The organism is Cronobacter sp. JZ38 (assembly GCF_008932145.1).
GTDB classification, from domain to species: domain Bacteria; phylum Pseudomonadota; class Gammaproteobacteria; order Enterobacterales; family Enterobacteriaceae; genus Cronobacter; species Cronobacter muytjensii.
In genome coordinates, this window is the sequence record NZ_CP017662.1 from 3418872 (window position 1) to 3444898 (window position 26027).

21 protein-coding genes and 1 CRISPR repeat array are annotated in these 26027 nt (G+C 57.2%); of the genes, 7 read left to right on the forward strand and 14 right to left on the reverse strand.

Annotated elements, in window-relative coordinates; all coding sequences use genetic code 11:
- The first annotated feature begins 215 nt into the window (after positions 1-215).
- Entirely contained in the window at positions 216-527 is a 312-nt protein-coding gene (locus BJP61_RS16240; RefSeq protein WP_038864308.1) for an MGMT family protein, read from the forward strand.
- Positions 528-558: 31 nt separating this feature from the next.
- Here BJP61_RS16240 and BJP61_RS16245 read toward each other — a convergent pair whose 3' ends face one another.
- Positions 559-1131 carry a YbaY family lipoprotein gene (locus BJP61_RS16245; protein ID WP_075194125.1) on the reverse strand — a complete coding sequence of 191 codons (573 nt, stop codon included), beginning with the start codon at positions 1129-1131 and terminating at the stop codon, positions 559-561.
- 223 nt (positions 1132-1354) lie between these two features.
- Between BJP61_RS16245 and tesB the strand changes: the two genes are divergently transcribed.
- Positions 1355-2215, forward strand: coding sequence for an acyl-CoA thioesterase II (gene tesB / locus BJP61_RS16250; protein ID WP_038864311.1), 861 nt, complete (start codon positions 1355-1357; stop codon positions 2213-2215).
- A 206-nt stretch (positions 2216-2421) separates the two neighbouring features.
- Here tesB and amtB read toward each other — a convergent pair whose 3' ends face one another.
- The 5 genes from amtB to BJP61_RS16275 form a co-directional block, all read right to left on the reverse strand.
- The gene (gene amtB, locus BJP61_RS16255) at positions 2422-3708 is read right to left on the reverse strand and encodes an ammonium transporter AmtB (protein ID WP_038864312.1); all 1287 of its coding nucleotides are present in this window, start codon (positions 3706-3708) and stop codon (positions 2422-2424) included.
- Between the two features lie 31 nt (positions 3709-3739).
- Positions 3740-4078, reverse strand: coding sequence for a P-II family nitrogen regulator (gene glnK / locus BJP61_RS16260; protein ID WP_007673733.1), 339 nt, complete (start codon positions 4076-4078; stop codon positions 3740-3742).
- 231 nt (positions 4079-4309) lie between these two features.
- Positions 4310-6088, reverse strand: coding sequence for a SmdB family multidrug efflux ABC transporter permease/ATP-binding protein (locus BJP61_RS16265; RefSeq protein WP_161580794.1), 1779 nt, complete (start codon positions 6086-6088; stop codon positions 4310-4312).
- Positions 6081-7856, reverse strand: coding sequence for a SmdA family multidrug ABC transporter permease/ATP-binding protein (locus tag BJP61_RS16270; RefSeq protein WP_038864316.1), 1776 nt, complete (start codon positions 7854-7856; stop codon positions 6081-6083). The genes BJP61_RS16265 and BJP61_RS16270 overlap by 8 nt, the downstream gene beginning before the upstream one ends.
- 57 nt (positions 7857-7913) lie before the next feature.
- Positions 7914-8375 carry an Lrp/AsnC family transcriptional regulator gene (locus BJP61_RS16275; protein ID WP_038864318.1) on the reverse strand — a complete coding sequence of 154 codons (462 nt, stop codon included), beginning with the start codon at positions 8373-8375 and terminating at the stop codon, positions 7914-7916.
- Between the two features lie 115 nt (positions 8376-8490).
- Between BJP61_RS16275 and BJP61_RS16280 the strand changes: the two genes are divergently transcribed.
- The 3 genes from BJP61_RS16280 (at position 8491) to BJP61_RS21765 (ending at position 13247) form a co-directional block, all read left to right on the forward strand.
- The gene (locus BJP61_RS16280; protein WP_171998701.1) at positions 8491-9549 is read left to right on the forward strand and encodes a PLP-dependent cysteine synthase family protein; all 1059 of its coding nucleotides are present in this window, start codon (positions 8491-8493) and stop codon (positions 9547-9549) included.
- A 399-nt stretch (positions 9550-9948) separates the two neighbouring features.
- Positions 9949-10401, forward strand: a complete 453-nt coding sequence (locus tag BJP61_RS21815) for a hypothetical protein (RefSeq protein ID WP_075193632.1) — start codon at positions 9949-9951, stop codon at positions 10399-10401.
- 11 nt (positions 10402-10412) lie between these two features.
- Positions 10413-13247: a hypothetical protein gene (locus BJP61_RS21765; protein ID WP_255485384.1), complete on the forward strand. Its 2835-nt coding sequence runs from the start codon at positions 10413-10415 to the stop codon at positions 13245-13247.
- A gap of 62 nt (positions 13248-13309) precedes the next feature.
- Here the strand turns inward: BJP61_RS21765 and cof are convergent, their stop codons facing one another.
- Positions 13310-14110: an HMP-PP phosphatase gene (gene cof / locus BJP61_RS16295; RefSeq protein ID WP_171998702.1), complete on the reverse strand. Its 801-nt coding sequence runs from the start codon at positions 14108-14110 to the stop codon at positions 13310-13312.
- Between the two features lie 90 nt (positions 14111-14200).
- Between cof and BJP61_RS16300 the strand changes: the two genes are divergently transcribed.
- Together BJP61_RS16300 and queC are read left to right on the forward strand one after the other, a co-directional pair.
- Positions 14201-15931: an SgrR family transcriptional regulator gene (locus BJP61_RS16300; protein ID WP_038864329.1), complete on the forward strand. Its 1731-nt coding sequence runs from the start codon at positions 14201-14203 to the stop codon at positions 15929-15931.
- Positions 15932-15960: 29 nt separating this feature from the next.
- Entirely contained in the window at positions 15961-16656 is a 696-nt protein-coding gene (gene queC, locus BJP61_RS16305) for a 7-cyano-7-deazaguanine synthase QueC (RefSeq protein WP_038864330.1), read from the forward strand.
- On the opposite strand, the gene BJP61_RS16310 is transcribed toward queC, so the two are convergent.
- The 7 genes from BJP61_RS16310 to clpX all read right to left on the reverse strand — a co-directional run bounded on the left by BJP61_RS16310 (position 16649) and on the right by clpX (position 26004).
- Positions 16649-17485, reverse strand: a complete 837-nt coding sequence (locus BJP61_RS16310; RefSeq protein ID WP_038864332.1) for an MBL fold metallo-hydrolase — start codon at positions 17483-17485, stop codon at positions 16649-16651. The two genes, queC and BJP61_RS16310, sit on opposite strands and share 8 nt — an antisense overlap.
- Before the next feature lie 121 nt (positions 17486-17606).
- Positions 17607-18366: direct repeats of the CRISPR family, unit length 29 nt; unit sequence CGGTTTATCCCCGCTGGCGCGGGGAACAC.
- Positions 18367-18579: 213 nt separating this feature from the next.
- Positions 18580-18978: a YbgC/FadM family acyl-CoA thioesterase gene (locus tag BJP61_RS16315; RefSeq protein ID WP_038864333.1), complete on the reverse strand. Its 399-nt coding sequence runs from the start codon at positions 18976-18978 to the stop codon at positions 18580-18582.
- 125 nt (positions 18979-19103) lie between these two features.
- Entirely contained in the window at positions 19104-19472 is a 369-nt protein-coding gene (locus tag BJP61_RS16320; protein ID WP_038864335.1) for a helix-hairpin-helix domain-containing protein, read from the reverse strand.
- A 146-nt stretch (positions 19473-19618) separates the two neighbouring features.
- Positions 19619-21496: a peptidylprolyl isomerase gene (ppiD, locus tag BJP61_RS16325; RefSeq protein ID WP_075193635.1), complete on the reverse strand. Its 1878-nt coding sequence runs from the start codon at positions 21494-21496 to the stop codon at positions 19619-19621.
- Between the two features lie 212 nt (positions 21497-21708).
- Positions 21709-21981, reverse strand: a complete 273-nt coding sequence (gene hupB, locus BJP61_RS16330; RefSeq protein ID WP_007720325.1) for a nucleoid-associated protein HU-beta — start codon at positions 21979-21981, stop codon at positions 21709-21711.
- Positions 21982-22189: 208 nt separating this feature from the next.
- Positions 22190-24544, reverse strand: a complete 2355-nt coding sequence (gene lon, locus BJP61_RS16335) for an endopeptidase La (protein WP_071603724.1) — start codon at positions 24542-24544, stop codon at positions 22190-22192.
- A gap of 185 nt (positions 24545-24729) precedes the next feature.
- Positions 24730-26004, reverse strand: a complete 1275-nt coding sequence (gene clpX / locus BJP61_RS16340; RefSeq protein ID WP_038864339.1) for an ATP-dependent protease ATP-binding subunit ClpX — start codon at positions 26002-26004, stop codon at positions 24730-24732.
- Positions 26005-26027: the final 23 nt, after the last annotated feature.

Sequence of the window (26027 nt, forward strand, 5' to 3'; positions counted from 1 at the left end):
GTCCGTTGAAAAAGACGGGCGCTATTCTGCGGCGCGTTCCGTAAACGTACTGTGAGCGCAAGCGTATTTCCCTGCACGGAAAAAAAAATCAATAATTACAAATGATTATGCAGGGTTTATTCATCGTTATTATAGTAACCACGCCACATGTTCACCCGGAGTTGCCCTTCTGAGCGTGCGTTCATATGCTTACAACCTGACTGACAGGAGTCCTCATGCATAACCACGACACCTTCCCGCAACGCGTTTACCAGATTGTCGCCGCCATTCCGGAAGGGTGCGTCACAACCTATGGCGAGGTGGCGCGGCTGGCGGGTTCGCCGCGGGCGGCGCGTCAGGTAGGCGGCGTGTTAAAGCGCCTGCCGGAGGGCAGCCTTTTGCCGTGGCATCGCGTGGTGAATCGTCGGGGAGAAATTTCGCTGACAGGGCCGGATTTACAGCGTCAGCGTCAGGCATTGCTTGCAGAAGGCGTACAGGTGTCGGGAAAAGGAGAGATCGATCTGGCGCGCTACGGGTGGCGCTACTGAAAAGCGCCTCCGAAGAGGCGCTGTGGCAGGCTTAGTACGTCGTCGGCGCCGGAACGGCGGAGGACGGCGTGACCTGCGTCGGCGAGGTAGACGGTACGGTTGTGACCGCGCCGCCGCCAGCCTGTACCGGCACGGCGGTCTGCTGCACCGGCACCAGGGTCAGGTCGATTTTCTTGCCGCCATCGTTCACCGCCGGCTGTACGCGGTCGGTGATGAACACCAGCTTATCGTCAACCGTAATCGCGGCACTCAGCAGAATGCGGGCATTCGGCTGGATATCGGATGGATTAAACGGGAGTACGAAGCTGAACGGGGCCTGTTTGCCTTCTGTACGCACCACTTTCTGCGAAATGACTTTAGACGGCGCGTTCGCCTGGGTCGCGTCCGACAGGGTCACGGTCAGCACCGCATCCGGCGGCAGCGCCACTTTCTGGCGGATCCAGACTGTCCCGGACACGTTCGGCTGCTTAATCACCGGCTTCGTCGCGACGCCAGAAGTATTCGGGTTCGGCGCGGGAACGGCGATATCGGCACTTTTATCCTGCGCGCAACCAGCCAGCGCAACGGCAACGGCTAAACCACTTAACATGTGCACGAGTTTCATAGCGTTCTCCTTATTTTCGATGCACCAGTAAGCGCCTTGCACTCACCAGCGTGAGCTCTCACAACATGCTTGTCGTGCTAAGTGTGGCACATATCACTAATTTTCGCCTGGAAACGGGCCGCTATTAAGATTATTGAACCCCTCTGACCAGTTGTCTTTCTGCGTTATAATCGGCATATATCATTCGCACGGCTGTGCATTTCTCGGTATCAGAGGACCCTTTATGAGTCAGGCGCTGAGCAACTTACTGGCGTTATTAAATCTGGAAAAAATTGAAGAAGGGCTCTTTCGCGGCCAAAGCGAAGATCTCGGGTTACGGCAGGTGTTCGGCGGTCAGGTCGTCGGCCAGGCGCTTTACGCCGCCAAAGCGACCGTGCCGGAAGAGCGGCTGGTGCACTCTTTTCATAGCTATTTTCTGCGCCCCGGCGACAGCCAGAAGCCTATTGTGTATGACGTGGAAGTGTTGCGCGACGGCAACAGCTTCAGCGCCCGGCGGGTGGCGGCTATCCAGCACGGCAAGCCGATTTTCTATATGACCGCCTCGTTCCAGGCACCCGAAAGCGGCTTCGAGCATCAGAAAACCATGCCGCCTGCGCCCTCGCCTGACGGCCTGAAATCGGAAACCGATATCGCCCGCTCGCTGGCGCACCTCCTGCCGCCGCAGGCGAAAGAAAAGTTTCTGTGCGACAAACCGCTGGAAATTCGCCCGGTAGAGTTTCATAACCCGCTTAAAGGCCATGTGGCGAAGCCGGAGCGTCAGGTGTGGCTGCGCGCCAACGGCCAGATGCCGGACGATATCCGGGTGCACCAGTCGCTGCTCGGTTACGCCTCGGATTTCAATTTCCTGCCGGTAGCGCTGCAACCGCACGGCGTCGGTTTCCTGGAGCCGGGGATGCAGGTGGCGACCATCGACCATTCCATGTGGTTCCACCGCCCGGTTGATATGAACGAGTGGCTGCTTTACAGCGTGGAGAGCACGTCCGCCTCCAGCGCCCGTGGGTTTGTACGCGGCGAGTTTTATACCCAGGACGGCGTCCTTGTCGCCTCGACCGTGCAGGAAGGCGTGATGAGAAAGCGCGGGTAAGGTTGGCGCGCCGTTTGCCGAACAGCGGGTGCGCTGCGCTTAGCCGCCCAGCGAATAACCGTTTGAAGATGAGGCTCAGTGGGTAAGCGAAGCGCCCCACCCTTGCCAGACGTCCCCCTTTCCAAAGCTTGCCATTTCCGGCCTCCCCCACAAAAAACAAAACCTCCCGCGCGCGGGAGGTTTTTTTATGCTCGCAATCACAACGATCAGGCGTTGTACGCGTTCTCGCCGTGGCTGTTCACGTCCAGACCTTCGCGCTCCTGCTCTTCAGAGACGCGCAGCCCAACGGTCATGTCCGCCACTTTGTAGGCGATAAACGCCACCACGCCAGACCACACCACGGTAATGGCGATACTTTCAAGCTGCACCAGCACCTGATGGCCCATCGTCACACCCTCGGCGTAACCGACGCCACCGAGCGACGTGGAGGCGAAGATACCGGTGAGGATACAACCTACGATGCCGCAGACGCCATGTACGCCGAACACATCGCACGGGTCATCAACGCGCAGCCAGCGCTTCAGCATGGTCACGCCCCACAGACCCGCAAGGCCCGCCGCGATACCGACAATCAGCGAACCGCCGACGCCGATATAACCACACGCAGGCGTCACGCCGACCAGCCCGGCGATAGCGCCGGAGCATGCGCCCAGCAGAGAAGGCTTGCCGCGCAGCGCCCATTCGCCAAACACCCAGGCAAGGATGGCCGCCGCCGTCGCAACAACGGTATTCACAAAGGCCAGACCGGCGATTTCGTTCGCGGCGCTGGCGGAGCCGGCGTTAAAGCCGAACCAGCCGAAATAGAGGATTGCGGTGCCGGTAAAGACCATCGGCAGGTTATGCGGTTTGAATGCCTCTTTGCCGAAACCGACACGTTTGCCGACCAGATACGCGCCCACCAGGCCCGCCACCGCCGCGTTAATATGCACCACGGTACCGCCCGCGAAATCCAGCGCGCCATGAGAGGCCAGCAGACCGCCGCCCCACACCATGTGCGCAATCGGCACGTAAGAGAACGTCAGCCACACCACCACGAAAATCACCACCGCCGAGAAGCGAATACGTTCCGCCAGCGCGCCGACGATAAGCCCCACGGTAATGCACGCGAACGACCCCTGGAAGGCGACGTGGATGTACTGATAGAAGCTGCCCATCAGATCCGTAATTTTGATGCCTTTCAGCATGATCCAGTCGACATTGCCGAAAAAGCTGCCGCCAGCGCCAAACGCCAGCGAATAGCCGTATACCACCCAGAGCACGCACACCAGCGCAAAAGCGACGGAGATCTGCGTCAGCATCGACAACACATTTTTCGCGCGGATCAGACCGCCGTAAAAGAGCGCAAGGCCGGGGATTGTCATAAACAGCACCAGCGCGGTGCTTATCATCATAAAGGCGTTATCGGCTTTATCCGCCACCGCAGGCGCCGCCAGCGCGAAGCCGGGCAGCAGAGCAAGCAGGCCGAAACCAGATTTGAGGGCTGTGTGTTTCATCTTTTCCATTCCTGTTACGGTTGGCCAGAAATCAGAGTGCCGCTTCGTCGGCTTCGCCGGTACGAATACGAATCACGCGTTGCAGTTCGGCGACGAAAATTTTGCCGTCGCCAATTTTACCGGTCCACGCGGCTTTGCTGACCACGTCGATCACTTCATCAAGCTGATCGTCGGCGATCGCCACGTCGATTTTTACTTTGGGCAGAAAATTCACGCTGTACTCGGCGCCGCGGTAAAGCTCGGCATGGCCCTTCTGACGCCCGAACCCTTTCACCTCAGTGACGGTAAGGCCCTGAATGCCAATGGTGGAAAGTGCTTCACGCACGTCTTCCAGTTTGAACGGTTTGATTACCACGGTAACCAGCTTCATAGATCCCCTCCAGTCAGAATTGGGTAATGCGGCAGCGATGTTGAACGGATAAAGCAAGCGGCGTGCCAGGAATGAAAAAGCGCGCGGCGGCGGCGAGGAGATGGGAAAGGAAGCGCAGCGCAGCGCGGCGCGAGGGTGCCAGAAAGCAAAAACGCACCATGCCAGTGCAGGGTGCGTTGCATTTTTGCACCACTAACGATGAGTGTTAGCAGAACGCGTTGTTTTGGTGCATCAGGCGCTGAGCGACTCCTCCTGCGCAGCGGCCTGAAGCTCTTCACCGGCCAGCTGTAGCTGATACATCTGCCAGTAACGCCCGCGCGCTTCCAGGAGCGCCTGATGGCTGCCCCGCTCCACTGCCTGACCGCGATGCAGCACCAGAATGGTGTCCGCTTCCACGATAGTCGAGAGGCGGTGCGCTATCACCACAAGGGTGGTGTGCTGGCGAATAGCGCCGAGCGCCTGCTGAATGGCCTGCTCGGTGCCGGAATCGATATTGGCGGTCGCTTCATCGAGGATCAGGATTTGCGGCGCGTCCACCAGCACGCGCGCCAGCGCCAGCAGTTGTTTCTGCCCGACCGAGAGATTATTGCCCTGCTCGCCAAGACGCGTATAAATGCCGTCGCTCATGCCGCGCGCCAGCTCCGCCAGTTGCACAGTTTCCAGCACCTCCCAGACGCGCGCTTCGTCTATCTCACGTCCAAGCGTCACGTTGGCAAAGAACGAGTCGGCCAGCACGACAGGATCCTGCTGCACCATCGCCACGCCTTTACGCAGCACGCCGTGGCTGAGCGAGGCAAGCGGGCGTCCATCAAGGCGAATTTCGCCTGCGGTCAGCGGGTAGTAGCCCATCAGCAGGCTCGCCAGCGTGCTTTTACCACTGCCGGTATGCCCGACCAGCGCCACAAAATGGCGGGACGGCACCGAAAGCGAGATATCCTTCAGCACCAGTTGATCGTCGCGATAGGCGAACGAGACATTATCCACGTCAATCGCTCCGCTTGAGAGAGGCCGCTCGTCGTGGCCGTAATTCTGCCGCGGTCTGTCCATCAGCTCGAAGACGCGCTCGCCCGCCACCAGCGCCTGCTGCAAAATAGACTGTTGCGTCGTAAGCTCAATCAGCGGCTCGTTAAGGCGGCCCAGATAGCTGATAAACGCATACAGCACGCCCACTTCAATCGTGCCAACGGACGTGAACCCAAACAGCATCAGCAGCCCGCACAGCACCAGCGCGGAAAAGAGGCTCAACAGCGGGCGCAGCAAAAACCCGTCCAGGCGCAACGTCTGCATGCGCGCCAGGTAGTGCGAATGGCTGGCAGCATTCATGCGTTCGCCAAACCGCGACTGCTGGCGAAACTGCTGAATGACGTTCATACCACTGATGACTTCATTAAAGCCGTCGTTGATATCAGCAAGATATGTCCGCACCCGGCGCACAATCGGCGTGCTGTAGCGCTGGTAAATCGTCATAACAATGAGTACCGCCGGGAAAATGGTGATGGCCACCAGCGCCATGCGCCAGTCGAGGCTGAACATCGCCACCAGCATCGCGCCAATCAGCGCGGCGCTGCGCAGCACCGTCGCGACCACGGTGACATAAAGATCGCGTATCACTTCGGTATCGTTGGTGACGCGCGAAATCAACTGGCCCACCGGTTGGGTGTCGAACGCGCTGAGCGGCTGGCGCAGCGCGGCGTCCATCACATCGGTTCGCAGCTGTTGCACCACGCCGACCGCCGCCTGGTTAAACAACAGCGCCTGCCAGTAGTGCAGCCCCGCCGCGAGGATTTGCAGCAGCACATACGCGAACGCGAGTCCGGCCACGAGCCCCAGCGGCAGCTGGTTTTTCGCCACCAGGTTGTCGATGAAATAGCTGATAAGCGCGGGCCCCGTGACTTCCGCCGCCGCCGCGACCCACAGCATGATCACTGCGCCGCCGAGCGGTTTACGCCACGGCGAGCCATAGGCCAGCAGACGCCGCAGCGTCGACCAGCTCTGTCCTGGATTACGCATTCAGCGCCTCCTCGTCATTCTCATCCGGCGCGTCATCCAGCGCCGCTTCGAGCTGCTGATAGCGATACATATCCCGATACCAGCCCGGCTGCGCCGCCAGCGCCTCATGACGCCCGCGCTGCGCCACCTGTCCGTGCTGGAGCACGAGGATTTCGCTGGCCTCGGTTAATGCCGAGAGCCGGTGCGCGCTGATGATTACCGTGCGGTTTTCGCCCCACTGGCGCAGGTTATGCAGAATTTGATGTTCGGTGCGGCCATCGACGGCGGAAAGCGCGTCGTCCAGCACCAGAATTTCCGCCTCCAGCAACAGGGCGCGGGCAATCGAGATACGCTGCTTCTGTCCGCCGGAGAGCATCACGCCGCGCTCCCCGACCTGCGTTTCATACCCTTGCGGCAGGCGCAGAATATCGTCATGGACGCAGGCGAGTTTAGCCGCGCGCTCGATGTCGTCACGCGTCGCGTCGGGCTTGCCGAGCGCGATATTGCTGGCAACGGTGTCGGAGAATAAAAACGGCGTCTGGTTGACGACCGCCAGCCGGGCGCGCCATTCGTCCAGATGCAGGCGCGCGAGCGGTACGTCGTGGAACGTAATCTCGCCGGCGTCGAGATCAAAATGACGCTGAATCAACGCCAGCACGCTGGTCTTCCCGGCACCAGTCGGGCCGCAGAGCCCCAGCATCTGGCCGGGCTTGAGCGTAAACTGGACGTTTTGCAGCGTGGTGCGGGCGGCGTGCGGGTAGCGAAACTCGCGGATAGCCACGTTCAGCTCGCCACGCCCGGCGGGCAGCGCCGCCTGACCATCTTCCACCACCGGCGCCTCCGCCAGCAGCGCGCGGATACGGCTGTACGCCGCGCTGCCGCGCTCGACAATATTAAACATCCATGCCAGCGCCAGCATCGGCCAGATCATCAGGCCGAGATACATGGTGAAACTGGTGAGCTGGCCAAGCGTCAGCGTACCGTTCATGACCATCCAGCTGCCGCCGCCGATGGCCAGCAGATTCGCCATGCCGATGGCGATATAAATTGTCGGGTCGAAACGGGCGTCAACGCGCGCCACGCGCAGGTTTTTTACGCCGGTGTCGCGCGCGTCCTCGGCAAACAGCGCCGACTGCCTGTCCTCCAGCCCAAACGCTTTGATCATGCGAATGCTGGTCAGGCTCTCCTGAGTGCGGTCATTAAGTGACGAAAATGCCGCCTGCGCGGCCTTGAAACGGTGATGGAGCTTGTCGCCGTAGCGTTTAATGACAATCGCCATCACCGGCATCGGCAGCAGCGCCAGCAGCGTGAGCTGCCAGCTTATCTGGGTGCACATAACGACCAGCACCGCGCAGCCCATGACCAGCGAATCGACAAGCGTCAGCACACCTTCGCCCGCGGCAAACACCACGCGATCGACATCGTTAGTGGCGCGCGCCATAAGATCGCCGGTGCGGTGGCGCAGGTAAAATTCCGGATGCTGGCGGCTGAGCTGGCGATAGAAATCGCGCCGGAGTTCGACCGCGAGCTGATAAGACGCCCCGAACAGCAGCACGCGCCAGACATAGCGCAGCAGATAAACCACAATGGCAATCGCCACCAGCAGGCCAATCCACAGCAGCACCTGCCGGGTGGTGTAATGACCTTGAGTGACCCCATCGACAACGTAACCCACCACTTTCGGCGGCACCAGTTGCAGAATGGCGATAAGAATAAGCAGGGCAACGGCGCCGAGGTAGCGACGCCACTCCCGGCTAAAATACCAGCTTAACTGAGCAAATAATCGCACGCGAAATTCCTGATTGGTCTGATGATAAAGCGCGGGCGTCGTGGCGAGCCAGACGGTTTAGCGCTTAAGCGGCAGGGCTGTGGTGTATTTTATCTGCTCCATCGCGAAGCTCGAAGTGACATCTGACAGCCCCGGCACCCGGTTAACCAGACGTTTATAAAAGTCGTCATAGCTTTTCATATCGGCTACCTGTACCCGCATAAGGTAGTCGTATTCGCCCGCCATGCGCCAGAAACCGAGCACTTCCGGCATCTCTTCTACCACCGCGACGAACTGACTGTACCAGTCGCTGCTGTGATGCTGCGTTTTAATCAGCATAAAGGCAGTGAGGCCGAGACCGAGTTTTTGCGGATCCAGCAGCGCGACGCGCTTAATAATATAGCCCTCGTCCTCCAGCCGCCGAAGCCGCTTCCAGCAGGGCGTCGTTGTCAGATTAACGGCATCGGCGAGCGCCTGCAAAGAAAGCGTCGCGTCCTCCTGAAGCAGCGCGAGGAGTCTGCAATCAATTTTATCTAACATTCCCGCCTCCTGTAGAAAAATTTTCTCCTATAGCAGCAATCCGCAGGCTAAAAGGCAACTTATTTTCCTGAAAGATGCTTTACGCTGGGCACAAATTGATAAACCGGAACGTATCATGTCCAGCACCTGGGTTCACCACGCCATTAACGAGATCCACGCCGACGCCCGGCGCACCGCGGATACCCATTTGATCCGCTTTACCCTGCCCGCGTTTCCGGGCATCTGGTTCTATCTGAAAGACGAAAGCACGCACCCCACCGGCAGCCTTAAGCATCGCCTGGCGCGCTCGCTGTTTTTATATGGCTTATGTAACGGCTGGATCCGTGAAGGCACGCCGATTATCGAAGCTTCTTCCGGCTCGACCGCCGTCTCAGAAGCCTGGTTCGCCCGGATGCTGGGCCTGCCGTTTATCGCCGTCATGCCCGCCTGTACCGCGCGGCGCAAAGTGGAACAGATTGAGTTTTACGGCGGCCGCTGCCACTTTGTGCAGAGCGCCTGCGAGATCTACGAGGCGTCCGAAACGCTCGCGCGCGAGTTGCATGGCCGCTATATGGATCAGTTCACCTTCGCCGAACGCGCGACCGACTGGCGCGGCAATAACAATATTGCCGACAGCATTTTCCGTCAGATGGCCGACGAGCCGCACCCCATCCCTGATTACATCGTGATGAGCGCCGGCACCGGCGGCACTTCCGCGACGATTGGCCGTTACCTGCGCTACCAGGGACATGCCACGCGCCTGATGGTGGTCGACCCGCAAAATTCAGTCTTTTACGATTACTGGCGCCAGCGCGACGGCGGGTTGAAAAGCGCGGTCGGCAGCCGGATTGAAGGCATTGGCCGCCCGCGCGTCGAGCCCTCTTTTATCCCCGACGTGATTGATGAAATGTTGCAGGTGCCGGACGCCGCGAGCGTGGCGGCGATGCAGTGGATAAGCGAACTGCTGGGCCGCAAAGTGGGTGCTTCGACCGGCACGAATATGTGGGGCGCGCTACAGCTGGCGGCACGGATGCGCGAGGAAGGCCGTAACGGCGCTATCGTGACGCTCTTATGCGACAGCGGCGAGCGTTATCTGGACACGTATCACAATCCGGAATGGGTCGCGGCGACACTTGGCGACATCTCGCCGTGGCGTGCGGACATCAATGCATTGCTGCGCCAGGCGCGCGCGTAACGCGCAATCACTGCAAAGCGGCGCCAGTACGCCGCTTTTTTATTTGTTATTTTTATTAATTTATTTTTCTTATTTGCGCGAAAAATACAACAGACCCTCTTTACCGTTCACGGCCGCCATCCGCAAAAATATAATTTCAATAAATATTCCAGCGCTTATTATCTACTTTAAAAATAAAACAACCACTTTTAAGAATTTATTAAAATCTATCTTCCTCAAGTCTGTATAAAATCATCGTTCTTTCTCCCGGTATGCTGGCGTAATCTCGCGCGCCCTTCGCGATGAGTAAGTCTATTACTGGACAAAATTTGGGTTATCCAGGCCAGATTGCGCCAGGGATGGCTGGCATCCTGTAATCAGACACAGATGAGACAGATAAGAGATAAAAAGAGATAAAATATGTTAAATAAAAAAATCATTTATATTGCCGCAATAATGATGTCTTTAAGCGCCTGTACTACTGCTAAAAAAAATGCGCCAGTGAAAACTTCCGCGCCGCAGGCGACGAGCGCCGCGGCGACCACTCCCTCAGCGCAGACAGCCCCCACGCCGGTGGAGTCGATGAATCAACTGGCGCCCGTTAACAATGATACAAAATTGCGCCTTGAGCGTTGCCTCGCGGAAACCAAACACCTTGCCGATATTAATCGGGATAAATATCGCGAGCAGATCGACACACTGTATCGCAGCATTAAAGCGACGCAATATTACGCGTCAATCAGTAACGATCTCTCCAATATTATGGTAGACACCATCACTCCGCTTTATCAGTTCCGCGTGAATGACGCCTGCAATACGATTTCGCAGTCTCTGCTGGCCGAGCTGAAAAAAGGCGCGGGAATTGCTAAATGAGAGGTGACGGGATGAAGGGAAGAATAATAAGCCGCAAAAGCGCGCTCGCCTGCATGCTGGCACTGGCGCTGAGCGGCCAGTCATCCTGGGCTGCGCAAAATAGCCAGGCCGCGCAGGGAAATGACTTTCTGTCGACTATTCAGCAAATCGACGTAAAACCGATGGACTTCCCTGAACCCACCAGACGTCCGCAAACGCGTTCCGCCTCGCGCGCCCAGATAAACGATCTCCAGCAGGAAATCGCCCGGCTGAAAAAACAGCTCAAAGCAGCGGAGCAGGAGAAAAAAAGCCTCGGCGCGCCCGCAGCGCTTGAGGCGCAAAACGCGCAGCTGCTGAAAGACAACAGCGCGCTGGCAAAGGAAAACGATCGCCTCTCCCGCAGCCTGCAAAATGCGCAGCGCGAGCAAGGCGCGACCAGCACGCAGCAGGCCGCGCGTATTGAAGCGCTGGAGCAAAAAACCGCTGAACTTCAGGCGGCGCTCGCCAGTAAAACCGCGGAGCTCGCACAGTTGAAAAAAACAAGCGACACCCATTCCGCGAGCGAAAATGCGTTACAAAAACAGATTGCCCGGCTGGAGCAGGAAAAAGCCGCGCTCACGCAGCAAAATACGCAGAGCACGGCGCGTTTTAACAACGATATGCAGGCGCTACGCGCCGAGCTGAATAAACGCGCTGACGAACTGGTCGCGCTCAAAAAGGCAGGCGCTGAACATTCACAAAGCGAAAACGCGCTGCAAACCCAGCTCGCGAAGCTTGAGCAGGAAAAGGCGACGCTTGCGAAGCAAAACGCGCAGAGCGTTGAGGCGCTGAACCAGAAAGCGCAGGCGCTGCAGGCAGAGCTTGATAAACGCGCCGCTGAACTGGCGGCGCTCAAAAAGGCAGGCGTTGAACATTCACAAAGCGAAAACGCGCTGCAAACCCAGCTCGCGAAGCTTGAGCAGGAAAAGGCGACGCTTGCGAAGCAAAACGCGCAGAGCGTTGAGGCGCTGAACCAGAAAGCGCAGGCGCTGCAGGCAGAGCTTGATAAACGCGCCGCTGAACTGGTCGCGCTCAAAAAGGCAGGCGCTGAACATTCACAAAGCGAAAACGCGCTGCAAACCCAGCTCGCGAAGCTTGAGCAGGAAAAAGCGACGCTCACGCAGCAAAACGCGCAGAGCGTTGACGCGCTGAACCAGAAAGCGCAGGCGCTGCAGGCGGAGCTTGATAAACGCGCCGCTGAACTGGCGGCGCTCAAAAAGGCAGGCGCTGAACATTCGCAAAGCGAAAGCGCGCTGCAAACCCAGCTCGCGAAGCTTGAGCAGGAAAAGGCGACGCTTGCGAAGCAAAACGCGCAGAGCGTTGACGCGCTGAACCAGAAAGCGCAGGCGCTGCAGGCGGAGCTTGATAAACGCGCTGACGAACTGGCGGCGCTCAAAAAGGCAGGCGCTGAACATTCGCAAAGCGAAAACGCGCTGCAAACCCAGCTCGCGAAGCTTGAGCAGGAAAAGGCGACGCTTGCGAAGCAAAACGCGCAGAGCGTTGAGGCGCTGAACCAGAAAGCGCAGGCGCTGCAGGCGGAGCTTGATAAACGCGCCGCTGAACTCACAGCCCTGAAACAGCAAAACAGCCTGCTGGAGCTTAAAACCAGTACGCTCAGCAAAGAAGATAAAGAGAAACTGCAAAAAATGCAGGCGGAACAAGCCGCACTGCTGCAAAAAAACCAGGCGACGGAAGCGGCGCTTAAGGCGCAGGTAGCCGCGCTTACGGAGAAACTTAACGCATCAACTGCGCTCGCCACCCGCACTCAGGAGAAAGCGACGGCGCTACAGACAGAGCTTTCCGGACTCAAAGACAGTGAGAGCGAAAAAGATCTGGCGCTCCGTAGCCAGCAACAGCAGACCGCGCAAATGGCCGCCGCAAAAGAGGCGATAAACCAGCAGCTCACTACCGCCCAGGCGGAGATCGCGACGCTGAAGCAGTCGCTCGCTGATAAAGAACACCAGCCAGAGGCGTCAGACAAAGCGTTGCGTTCGGCCTCCGCTACCGATCAGCAAAAAGCGCAAGCCGAACTGGAAACCCTCAAACGGGCGAATCAGGAACTGACCGATAAACTGGCGAGCCTGAACGCGGAAAACGCCGCGCAAAAAGCACAGGCTGAAAAAGAAAAAACAGAGCTGCTGGCACAGGCTGAGAAACTGAGGGCGGATACCGCGGCCCAGGTTCAGGCGCAGACGACCGGCAAAACCGGGCCGGAAGCCGGCACCGTATCGCTTAAGGATAAAGCGAGCAAACAGTCTTACGCCAACGGCGTGATGTTCTCGCGGCTGGTGCAAAAAAGCATGGATCAGATGAACGATCTCGGCATCAAAACGGATCTGCCGCTTCTGCTGATGGGTATCAAAGATGGTCTGGCGCAAAAAGTCGCGATCGAACCGAAACTGCTGTTGACGTTGCATGAATCGATGCTGAAAGAGCTGTCCAGCCGCGAAGAGAAGAAGTACGAGGCGGGCATTAAACAACTGGAGAAAGTGACCGCGCAGAAAAAATTGCTTAAGCGTAATAAGTCGCTGTTCTTTATTCAGACCAAAGCGGGCAAAAAGGCTATCGCGCCGGGCGAAACGCTCAACGTCACGTTCAAAGAGGCGACCCTTGACGGGCGCGTGCTGAACAATAACGCCAATGTGCCGGTGACCTATGACGAAAACCTGCCGTATATTTTCCAGCAGGCGCTGGAGCTCGGTAAACGGGGTGGCGTGATGGAGGTTTACTGCTTCGCAGGCGATCTCTACAACCCGGACACCATGCCGCCGCAGCTTTTTAACTACTCATTAATGAAGCTGACGGTGACCATCAGCGGCGGGAAATAAAAAAAGCCGGGGGATAACGATAGCCCCGGCTTGCTGGAATGCCTCATCATTCGGGGGAATCATTAAGGTGTCGTGTCCAGCCAATCCGTCAAATAGTGCGCGACCGCCTCTCTGTTGCAGTGCCCGATAACCGGCAGATGAGGCAGCGCCGCGATAAGCTCTGGCATCGCGTTACCCATAATCAGCCCCTTCCCGGCCATCGATAACATTTCGCGATCGTTCATCGCATCGCCAAACGCCATACAATCCGCCATCGTGATGCCCAGGTGATGAGCCAGCGCCTGTAACGCCGCGCCTTTATTACAGTCAGGCGGCAGAACTTCGAGACAGTCGGTCGCGGAAAAACAGAGATGCGCCTGCGCGCCAAGCGTCTGGCTCAGCGCCGTGCGCAGCGTGCAGAGCGTGGCATGGTCGGCAACAAAGCAAATTTTCGTCACCTCATGCGCGGGAAGGCGTTTGAGATCGGTAAGCTGATAGCGAAAGCCGCTCCAGCTATGCGCCTGCAACAGCGCCGGAATATCTTTATCCGTGAGCCAGCCGCTGTCGTTAAACACATGCACACTGGCGGACGTATTCCAGTGACCGTGCAGCACGATTTCAGCGACCTGCGGCGGTAAATCTCTGGCGAACAGCCGCTCGCCTGATGGCGCATGAATGCGCGTCCCGTTGCCGGTGATGAGAAAGGCCTCCGGCGCTATTTCCTGCAACAGAGGACGCATATCAAGCAAATGCCGACCCGTTGCAAACGCGAGCGTGACGCCGCGCTCCTGCAGGCGACGTAACGTTTTCAGGGTTGCGTCGCCCGTGCGGTGATCGGGCATTAAGAGCGTACCATCCATATCAAAAGCGGCCAGTCGTACCATTTTCATCCCCTCTTACGGTTGACGGGCAGTATTGCCTGGCATATACGGAACTAATAGTGAATACTTGCGAAAAATTGTTCCGGGTTTTTTATGCGTCTCCTGAACCGGCTTAATCAATTCCAGCGCCTGTGGCAGGCGTCGGAGGGTGACCCGCAGGCCGTCACTGTCGCGGAGCTCGCCGCGCGCTGTTTTTGCAGCGAGCGCCACGTCCGTACGCTGCTGCGCCAGCTGGAACAAGAGGGCTGGCTGCGCTGGCGTGCGCAGCCGGGCCGTGGCAAACGGGGCGAGTTAACTTTTATGGTCTCGCCGCAAACCGTGCGCGCCGGCATGATGGAAACCGTGTTACGCCAGGGCCAGCACCATAACGCCCTCACACTCGCGCAGCTCGCTTCCGGCCAGTTGCGTCAGTTGCTGCACCCGTTTCTGGGCGGCCAGTGGCATAACGACACTCCCACGCTGCGCATTCCCTATTACCGCCCGCTTGAGCCGCTGACGCCCGGCTTTTTGCCAGGCCGCGCCGAACAGCACCTCGCCCGGCAAATTTTCAGCGGACTGACGCGGTTTAATCCGCAAAGCGCGCGCCCGGAAGGCGATATGGCACACCACTGGCATGTGTCGCCGGACGGCCTCAGCTGGCGCTTTTATCTGCGCCCCACCCTGCACTGGCACAACCATGAACCGGTAGACGCCGCGCAGTTGCAGCGACGGCTGCAACAGTTACTTGAGCCTGACGCACTGCGCCAGCTCTTCGCCAGCGTCAAAAGTATTACGGTGGAGCACACGCACTGCCTGCGCGTCGATTTGATCCGCCCCGATTACTGGCTGGCGTGGCGGTTTGCCAGCCACTGCAGTTATCTGGCGCATCCGGACGAGGCGACGCTCGGCTGCGGCCCGTTCCGGCTTGCCGCTTTCACGCCTGACCTGGTGCGCATCGAAAGCCACGATCTTTATCATCTTAATCATCCACTGTTAAAAGCGGTCGAATACTGGATTACGCCGGATCTCTTCGACAGCGCGCTCGGCACCAGTTGCCGCCATCCGGTGCAGATTGCCATCGGCCAGCAGGAAGAGCTCCAGCATCTGCGCCCGGTGAGCAACAGCATCAGCCTCGGGTTCTGCTATCTCGGTATCCGGCAAAACGGGCGGCTGTCGCGTACGCAGGCGCGCTGGCTGATGCAACTCATTCACCGCAGCGGCATGATTGACGCCCTGCCGCTTGATGAACATTTGATTACGCCCAGCAACGAACTGCTGCCCGGCTGGGAACTGCCGGAATGGCCCGACGAACCGCCGCCGCCGCTGCCGCCTTCACTGACGCTGGTCTATCACCTGCCAGTAGAGTTGCCGGTAATGGCCCGCCAGCTTCAGGCTTTTCTGGCACAGCGCGGATGCTGTCTGACACTGCATTTTCATAACGCGAAAAACTGGGATGGCTGCGCGCTGCTGCCGCAGGCGGATATCGTGATGGGCGACAGGCTGATTGGCGAGGCGCCGGAATATACGCTGGAACAGTGGCTGCGCTGCGACCCGCTCTGGCGACATTTGTTAACCGGCCCACAACGGGCGCACCTTGACGCCACGCTGGACGCGGTGCAAAGCCATCCGGACGATCGGGGCCGCAATGCAGCGCTGCGCCAGGTCTGGCAGACGCTGATGCACGACGCCGTCATCACCCCGCTCTTTAACTATCGCTATCAGATAAGCGCGCCGCCTGGCGTTAACGGCATCGAACTGAACGCGCTCGGCTGGTTTGATTTCAGCCGCGCATGGCTGCCGCCGCCGCAAGAAGCTGGTGGGCGCGGCGACGCGGCGCTACCATAACGTTTTTGCTATTCAATGACAGGGGCTTTATGAAACGTGCCGTTGTGGTCTTCAGCGGGGGCCAGGATTCCACCACCTGCCTGATTCAGGCGTTACATCAATATGATGAAGTGCATTGCGTGACGTTCGATTACGGTCAGCGTCATCGCGCCGAGATTGATGTCGCGAGCGCCCTTGCCGCATCGCTGGGCGCGCGTGCGCACAAAGTGCTGGATGTGACGCTGCTTAACGAACTCGCGGTCAGCAGCCTGACGCGCGACAGCATCCCTGTGCCGGATTACGATCCCGATGCCGACGGGTTGCCGAGCACCTTCGTGCCGGGCCGCAATATTCTGTTCCTGACGCTGGCATCTGTTTATGCGTATCAGGTGCAGGCCGAAGCAGTGATCACCGGCGTTTGCGAGACTGATTTTTCCGGCTACCCGGACTGTCGCGACGAGTTTGTTAAAGCGCTCAACCACGCCGTCACGCTTGGCATGGCGCGTGACGTGCGCTTTGAGACGCCGCTGATGTGGCTTAATAAAGCGGAAACCTGGGCGCTGGCGGATTACTGGGGCAAGCTGGATGTGATTCGCCAGCAGACGCTCACCTGCTATAACGGCATTCAGGGTGATGGCTGCGGCGAGTGCGCCGCCTGCCATCTGCGCGCCAACGGGCTGTCACAATATCAGGCAAATCAGCCTGCCGTTATGGCCGCCATGAAACAAAAAACCGGGCTTAAATAGCCAGGTTTTTACCGCTGACGCGTTCAAATTCGCGGGCGTCGTGGCTGCAAAACAGCGTCACGCCCGCATTTGCGTCAGCGGCCAGGTTCCGCAGGCGTTTCTGGTTCGCCAGTCGCGCTGATTTGTCTTTCTGCATCATCCACTGATAAAAGCGCAGGCCCGGCGTGCAGTGCGGGTCCGCCGCCATCTCATCGCGATAAAACCACGCGTCGCCGCCATGAAGGATCCAGCCCTGCGGCGTATCAATCGCCACGCCTGCATGGCCTTCGGTATGTCCCGGCAGCGGGATCAGCAGTATCTCCGGCGGCAGGCCATCGAGTGAGCGCACGGCGCTAAAACCAAACCACGGCTCGCCATGCGCCTGATAGCCGTGCCAGCCCGACCGGTTGCCCCACTGCCCCGGCCGATAGCGCGCGCTGTCGAGCCAGGTACCCCGCCCATTCGCCGCAGTGATCTCCTGTTGCATCAGATGCACCTGCGCATGCGGGAAATCGCTGATACCGCCTGCGTGGTCGAAATCGAGATGCGTCAGCACGATATGTCGTACATCCTCCGGCTTAAAGCCGAGCGCTTTAATATGATGCAACGCCGTTAATGATTCGCGGTACTGGATATTGTTCAGCGCCCGAAAAAACAGCGGCAACCGACGGCCAGGATGGCGCATATCGTCGCGACCAAAGCCGGTATCCACCAGTACCAGCCCGTCGTTTTGGGTTTCAATCAGCAGGCAGTGGCAAATAAGATGCGCGTGCAGCCCTTTGCTGAAGCCGTCATACAGCGCGCCGCCCAAAGGACACATACAACCGCAGTTAAGATGGTGTACCCGCATCGTCTCTCCTTTGTTGCGCAGTGTTGCGAAATTTTACGTTGGCTTTGAAGTATAAACGCCGCTGAAGAATGTGGGGGGCCAGAGGACGCGTATTCTCTGGTCTCTATTCACCGCCCTGTTCCGGTTTATTTCCGCTGGGGTGGGGAACACTGGGAGTTAATCCCGGCGCGCCCGTTTATGACGGTTTATCCCCGCTGGCGCGGGGAACACTAGATGAGCGCTGCAGACTTCTCCGGGAAGAGCGGTTTATCCCCGCTGGCGCGGGGAACACTCCACCAGCCTGCCACCACTCCCAATGCCAGGCGGTTTATCCCCGCTGGCGCGGGGAACACGGGTTTTCTTTGCCTGCTCGCCTCTACCCCTCCGGTTTATCCCCGTTGGCGCGGGGAACACAGTTCCACAACCTGCCTATCAAGCCCGGTGAGCGGTTTATCCCCGCTGGCGCGGGGAACACGATGAGGTACTTCTGTTTGAAATATTTATCTGCGGTTTATCCCCGCTGGCGCGGGGAACACAACGCCGAACTCAAGCCCCCGACGCTCGACGTAGGTTTATCCCCGCTGGCGCGGGGAACACTTGCGCGCACCCCTCCCGCTGCTGGTCTCGTTCGGTTTATCCCCGCTGGCGCGGGGAACACTTTGTGCTATATGATACCCGTTCCAATTGATACGGTTTATCCCCGCTGGCGCGGGGAACACTTGGTATGTTCAAAACAAATCGACAGGGAAATCGGTTTATCCCCGCTGGCGCGGGGAACACTTTAGTTGGCTCAATCGGCACCAGCTTCCACCCGGTTTATCCCCGCTGGCGCGGGGAACACGCAACCGCCGTGACTGGATCGCCCGCTGAAAACGGTTTATCCCCGCTGGCGCGGGGAACACTCTAAAGACAATACTTTGTTTTATTTACCTTTTTATCGCCCGCCACAACCTACCAACATTTACATCACAACCCATCTTGTTAAAGAGCGGCTGCCCTGTTGATTTTAAAAGCATTTTTTTACAGTGCTTCCGGGCCGATAACATCTACCGGATTGTTCGCCTTTAACGGAGAGAAATCCATCACTGCATGCACAGGCGGCGTGATTGCAGAATTTAGCCTGTGATGTTTTCCAGTTTTTCGCGCAGCTCGCCTTCAATTGGCAGCGCTTTCTGCGTTTTCAGATCGACACACACGAAGGTGATGAGCGCATCGGCAACCACCTCGCCTTCAGGCGCAAGCGTAATCACCTGACTCAGCACGCCGCTTTTGCCGTTAAGCTGTTTTACCTCGCTGGTGATAGTCAGCAGATCGCCCAGCACTGCGGGTCGTCGGTAGTTGATGTTGATATTGGCGACAATAAAAGCAATGTTGTGCGCCATCATCCATTTAAAGCTTTCGTCATTCTCCAGCCCATCCCAGCGGGCCTCTTCGAGAAACTCCAGATAACGCGCGTTATTCACATGCTGGTAAACATCTATGTGATACCCACGCACTTTGATTTGAGTCTGCATAGCGCTTAAACCTTTTCTTTTTTGTAAGAGATACAGAGTGATAAAAACAAGAGAGGCCACACCACTGGTATGACCTCTTTAGTCTGGCAAAGTTTTTCAACTCTGCAAGCGCGGATGGTTAACGATTAGAGCCGGATCCGGGAAAGGTTGCGTTCGACGAGCGAATTGCCCATGCCGGGCACCTGTTTGAGATCCTCCAGGGATTTAAACGGGCCATATTCTTCCCGATAACTGACGATAGACTGCGCTTTCTTTTTACCGACGCCGTTCATCGCCTGTGCCAGCTCATCCGCCGTGGCGGTGTTGATACTCACGGTTTCTTCCAGGGTTTCTGGCGCGCTTTCTGGCCTTGCCTGCGGCGCAGCGGCGGCTGGTTTATCTTTTATCTGCTCCGCCTGGACTTTTCCTGCTGATGGCGCCGCGCTCGTCGCGGTGCAAAAGGTACCGCCAGCCAGAGCGACGGCGAGACAGAAGATTTTGATTCCACGTTTCATGCTGTGTTCTCCTTGTTTGTTAACAGCACCGCCACCATAAGCGGACAGAGAAAACGGCTCAAACGCCAGATTTCAGAAATGGAAAAGGCCGCGAAAGCGGCCTTTGAGGTTTGCAGAGAATTGCAAAATTTGTGCGAGACGTCTCGTTATTGCTGCGGCGCGGCGCCGGTATCGCCAAACTTGATTTTGGCGTCTTTACGCAGCCCCACCAGCAACGCGTCAAATGCAATTTCCGCATTATTCTGGGTCAGACGCTGCGCCATCATTTTCTTCTGCGCGTCCGGCATGGTGCCGCTGCGAACGTCATCCAGCGCCAGCAGAACAACGTTGCCCTGCATGTCATTGCCGATGCCGTAGCTCGGTTTACCTTTCGCCGGCAGCGGCAGCGCGAAGACCGGCTGCGTCAGCGTATCCTGCGTGCTGCGCTCGAAGGTTTTCGCCGCGCTGAAGGAGATACCTGCCGCTTTAAGCGCCTCATCACCTTTGCCTGCATTCAGAGCGCTCAGCAGTTTTTGCGCCTCTTCATTCGCCTGTTTCAGTGCCTTCTCATGTTTCACCAGCGCAGTAACCTGATCTTTTACCTCGGCGAGCGGTTTCTCGGCCTGCGGTTTGTGCTCGGTGATACGCAGCACAAAAGCACGATCGCCATCGACGGTAATGATGTCGGAGTTATTACCCGGCGTGCCATTCTCACCCAGCAGATTACCGCCAAACACCGCGTCGGTGACCGGTTTAAAATTGATCTCCTGCGGAACGGCGTCGCGGCTGAACCAGCCGGTTTCGACCGCTTTCACGCCTGCCGCTTTCTCAGCTCCCGCCAGCGACTCGTTGTCGTTGCTTGCCGCATCGCTTACGGTACGTTGCAGCGCGAAGAAGGCATCCAGCGCTTTCTCCTGCTTCACTTTAGCGCTGATGTCGTTATGCACTTCAGAAAGCGGCTTCACTTTGGCCGGTTGAATGTCATCAAGACGCACGACAAGGAAGCCGACAGAAGATTTGATAACGCCAGAAAGCTGGCCTTTCTCTTTCAGACCGGCGTTTTTAAACTCTTCCGGCGTGGTGCCCGGCTCCAGCCAGCCCATATCACCGCCGTTACGGGCCGTGATGACATCGACCGATTTCTCTTTGGCCAGCGTGGCGAAATCCGCGCCCTGCTTGAGCTGCGCGAGTACCGCGTTCGCGTCAGCTTCAGTTTTGGTCTGGATCAGGCTGTAGCGGTTGCGCTGCGGCTGACCAAACTCATCCTGATGTTTGTCGTAGTAAGCCTGAATCTCTTCTTCACTGGCGTTTTCGGCAAGCGCAGCGGCATCAAGCTTGATATAGCTGACGCGGAACTGTTCAGGCGACATGAAGTTGTTGGTGTGCTGCTGGTAGTAATCGTTGATTTCCTGCCCGGAAACCTGCTGCTTCTGTGCCAGCGCATCAATCGCGATGGTCGCGGTGCGAACCTGACGCTGCTGCGAGAACAACGCCGCGAACTGATCGTTTTCGCCCGGCAGAACGAAGTCGCTGCCCATAACGGCGTTAACCAGCTGGTCAGTGGTCAGTTGACGACGCAGCGCCTGCGCGTACTGATCGGCGCTCATACCCATGCTGGTGATAATCGCGTTGTAGCGCGCGTTATCGAATTTACCGTTTTCCTGGAACGCAGGATTTTTGAAAATCGCGTCGCGCACCTGTTCGTCGCTGATCTCAAGCTTGAGCGCATGCGCATACTGGTCGATCAGCGCTTCGTCGATCAGACTTTGCAGTACACGCTGGCGCAGATCGGCCATATATTTGTCATTGGAAGCGAGCTCCGAAAAACGATCGCCCAGTCTTCTTTCGAGGTTGTTGCGCTCCGCGTTGACCGCGTTTTCAAGCTGGGCCCGGCTGATTTCCTGATCGTTAACTTTTGCGGCATAGTTACTGTTACCGCCAATCAGGTAGTTACTCACGCCAGTCAAAACGAATGACAGGATAATCAAACCCAGAATGATCTTGAGCACGACGTGATTCGCCGCCGCGCGTAAATTGTCCATCATGGTGTAACAACACTCCGCTGTAGAATGACAGGTAGAACTCGCACAGAAACGTGACGACATCCGCTCGGCCGCTGCGCGCAAAGGCGTATTGTGACAAGAAACCGGGGCGGTTGTCAGCCCATATCAGCAGATTACTCATCCAGAAATAAAAAAGGCACATCAGATGATGCGCCTTGTTTTCTCCCCCGGCTGCGATAATGCCAGCCAAAGGATCAGTTAACCGCGTCTTTCAGCGCCTTACCAGCACGGAAACCCGGAACCTTCGCCGCTGCGATGGTGATTTCCTTGCCAGTTTGCGGGTTACGGCCGGTGCGGGCAGCACGTTCACGAACAGCAAAGGTACCAAAGCCAACCAGCGCAACTTCATCCCCTGCCTGCAGAGATTCGGTAACAGAATCAATCAAAGCATCTAACGCACGTCCGGCCGCTGCTTTAGAAATATCGGCACCTGCGGCAATTTTGTCTATCAGTTGAGATTTATTCACTCTTCTCTTCCTCTCTTTATATTTTATATCGCACCGGAATCCTTCACGACGCGACCGCGCAGCAGTTATAGCAGTCCTCTCATGCCCTTACAACAAGAGTTAGTGATGGCACTTCGGACGGCAATCTAAATTAGCTATACAAAAAAAGGCTGGCAAGTGCGAAAACACTTACCAGCCCTGTTTTTCTCAGCGTGCTTGCGTCAGGTCACTATTTTGCGGTCGCGACCTGCATGCCATACGGCGCGTTTTGCAGCGCCAGGCTCAGCACCTCTTCAATGCGTTTCACCGGATGGATATCCAGATCGGCGATGACGTTTTCCGGAATCTCTTCCAGATCGCGCTTGTTTTCATCCGGGATCAGCACCGTTTTAATGCCGCCACGGTGCGCCGCCAGCAGTTTCTCTTTCAGACCGCCAATCGGCAGCACCTGGCCACGCAGCGTGATTTCACCGGTCATCGCCACATCAGCGCGCACCGGATTGCCGGTCAGACAGGACACCAGTGCGGTGCACATAGCGATACCGGCGCTCGGGCCATCTTTCGGCGTGGCGCCTTCCGGTACGTGAACGTGAATATCACGTTTTTCGTAGAAGTCGCTGTTGATGCCAAGCTTCTCGGCACGCGCGCGAACCACGGTTAACGCCGCCTGGATGGACTCCTGCATCACTTCACCGAGTGAACCGGTGTAAGTCAGTTTGCCTTTACCCGGCACGCAGGCGGTTTCGATGGTCAGCAGATCGCCGCCCACTTCCGTCCACGCGAGACCCGTTACTTGTCCTACACGGTTTTCGCTATCGGCGCGGCCGTAGTCAAAGCGCTGAACGCCGAGGAAATCCTTGAGGTTTTCACCGGTGATCTCGATGCGCTTAAGCGATTTGTCCAGCAGCAGCTGTTTAACCGCTTTACGGCACAGTTTGGAGATCTCACGCTCAAGGCTACGCACGCCCGCTTCGCGGGTATAGTAACGGATGATGCCGATAATAGCGCTGTCATCCACCTCGATTTCATTCTCTTTCAAGGCGTTACGCTCAATCTGCTTCGGCAGCAGGTGGCGCTTCGCGATGTTGAGTTTTTCATCTTCGGTGTAACCGGAAAGACGGATCACTTCCATACGGTCCAGCAGCGGCGCCGGAATATTCATGGAGTTGGACGTGGCGACAAACATCACGTCGCTTAAGTCGTAATCCACTTCCAGATAGTGATCGTTAAAGGCCACGTTCTGTTCCGGATCGAGCACTTCCAGCAGCGCAGAAGCCGGATCGCCGCGCATGTCGGAGGACATTTTGTCGATCTCATCGAGCAGGAACAGCGGGTTTTTAACGCCCACTTTTGCCATTTTCTGGATCAGTTTACCCGGCATAGAACCGATGTAAGTACGACGGTGACCGCGGATTTCCGCTTCATCACGCACGCCGCCCAGCGCCATACGGACATATTTACGACCGGTCGCTTTAGCGATGGACTGACCAAGCGAGGTTTTACCCACCCCCGGCGGCCCCACCAGACACAGGATCGGCCCTTTGATTTTGTTCACACGGCTCTGAACCGCGAGGTATTCCAGGATGCGATCTTTAACGCGCTCAAGGCCGTAGTGATCGGTATCAAGAATCTCCTGGGCCTGGCGCAGGTCTTTTTTCACTTTGCTGCGCGCGTTCCACGGCACCTGCACCATCCAGTCGATGTAGCCGCGCACCACGGTGGCTTCGGCCGACATCGGAGACATCATTTTCAGCTTCTGAAGCTCGGCCTCGGCTTTCTCTTTAGCCTCTTTCGGCATTTTAGCCGCGTCGATTTTGCGCTTCAGCGCTTCGTTTTCGTCCGGCGCATCGTCCATCTCGCCGAGCTCTTTCTGAATGGCTTTCATTTGCTCGTTCAGATAGTACTCGCGCTGGCTTTTTTCCATCTGTTTTTTGACGCGATTACGGATGCGTTTTTCAACCTGCAGCAGGTCGATTTCCGACTCCATCATCGCCATCAGGTATTCCAGACGCTCGTTGATGTCAGACATCTCCAGCACCGACTGCTTATCGCTGAGTTTCAGCGGCATATGCGCGGCGATGGTGTCCGCAAGACGGGCCGGATCGTCGATGCTATTAAGCGACGTCAGCACTTCTGGCGGGATTTTCTTATTGAGCTTGATGTAGCCTTCGAACTGGCTGATGGCAGTGCGCACCAGCACTTCCTGCTCGCGCTCGTCAATGGCCGGCGATTCCAGGTATTCGGCTTTCGCGGCGAAATGGTCGCCGTTGTCGGAAAGCGTGGTGATACGCGCGCGCTGCAAACCTTCAACCAGCACTTTGACGGTGCCGTCTGGCAGTTTCAGCATCTGCAAAATGGACGCCACGGTACCGACAGTAAACAGATCGTTCACGCCCGGCTCATCCGTTGAGGCCTCTTTCTGCGCCACCAGCATGACTTTTTTGTCATTATCCATGGCGGCTTCAAGGCAACGAATAGACTTTTCCCGTCCCACAAACAAAGGGATAACCATGTGCGGATAAACCACCACATCGCGCAATGGCAATACGGGGATTTCAATGCGTTCAGAACGCTCAGGATTCATAGAGCTCTCTCTTAGTTTAGTTTCCGCCTGGTGATGGGGCGCATGTGAACGCACTTCACGGCATCACCAATAAGTAAATCAGTATATGGGGATGTTTCCCGCACATTCAACGGCACGGATGCAGGAAAAATAAATGGGGGATTATTTCCCCCATTTATTGTTAACTGATTGTCAGAACTGGCGAATTATTCGCCGGATGCCTGCTGGGCTTCCGGTTTGCCATAAATCAGCAGCGGTTCGCTTTGGCCCGCGATTACGGACTCGTCAATAACCACTTTTTCAACGTCTTCCATGGACGGCAGATCGTACATAGTTTCCAGCAGCGCCGCTTCGACGATGGAGCGCAGACCACGCGCGCCGGTTTTACGCGACATCGCTTTTTTGGCGATGGCTTCCAGCGCTTCGTCGCGGAACTCCAGCTCTACGCCTTCGAGGTTGAACAGCGCCTGATACTGTTTGGTCAGGGCGTTTTTCGGCTCTTTGAGGATCTGGATCAGCGCATCTTCGCTCAGCTCATTTAGCGTGGCGACAACCGGCAGACGGCCAATGAATTCCGGGATCAGACCAAATTTAATCAGATCTTCCGGCTCGACCTGGGAGAGCAGCTCACCTTCGGTCGCCTTCTGCGATTTGCCTTTTACTGTCGCGCCAAAACCAATGCCGGAGCCGGTTTCTACACGATTCGCGATCACTTTATCGAGACCTGCGAACGCGCCGCCGCAGATAAAGAGGATTTTGGAGGTATCAACCTGCAAGAATTCCTGCTGCGGATGTTTGCGCCCGCCCTGCGGCGGTACGGCCGCCACGGTGCCTTCGATAAGCTTCAGCAGAGCCTGCTGTACGCCTTCGCCGGATACGTCGCGCGTGATGGACGGGTTATCGGATTTACGGGAGATTTTATCAATCTCATCAATATAAACGATGCCGCGCTGCGCTTTCTGGACGTCGTAGTCGCACTTTTGCAGCAGTTTCTGGATGATGTTTTCCACATCCTCGCCCACGTAACCGGCTTCGGTCAGCGTAGTGGCGTCAGCCATGGTAAACGGTACATCCAGCAGGCGCGCCAGCGTTTCCGCCAGCAAGGTTTTACCGCTACCGGTCGGACCGATCAGCAGAATGTTACTTTTGCCGAGTTCGACGCCGTTCGAGGTGTCGCCGTTGCGCAGACGTTTGTAGTGGTTATAGACCGCTACCGCCAGCACCTTTTTCGCCCTTTCCTGACCAATAACATAATCGTCAAGATGGCTACGGATTTCATGTGGCGTCGGCAGAGCGCTGCGTTCACGGTGCGGAGCCACTTCTTTAATCTCTTCGCGAATAATGTCGTTACATAAATCGACACACTCGTCGCAGATATACACGGACGGCCCGGCGATTAGCTTTCGCACTTCATGCTGGCTTTTGCCGCAAAAAGAGCAGTACAACAGTTTGCCTGAGCTGTCTTTGCGCTTATCTGTCATGAGTCAAAACCTCTTTTCTGTTC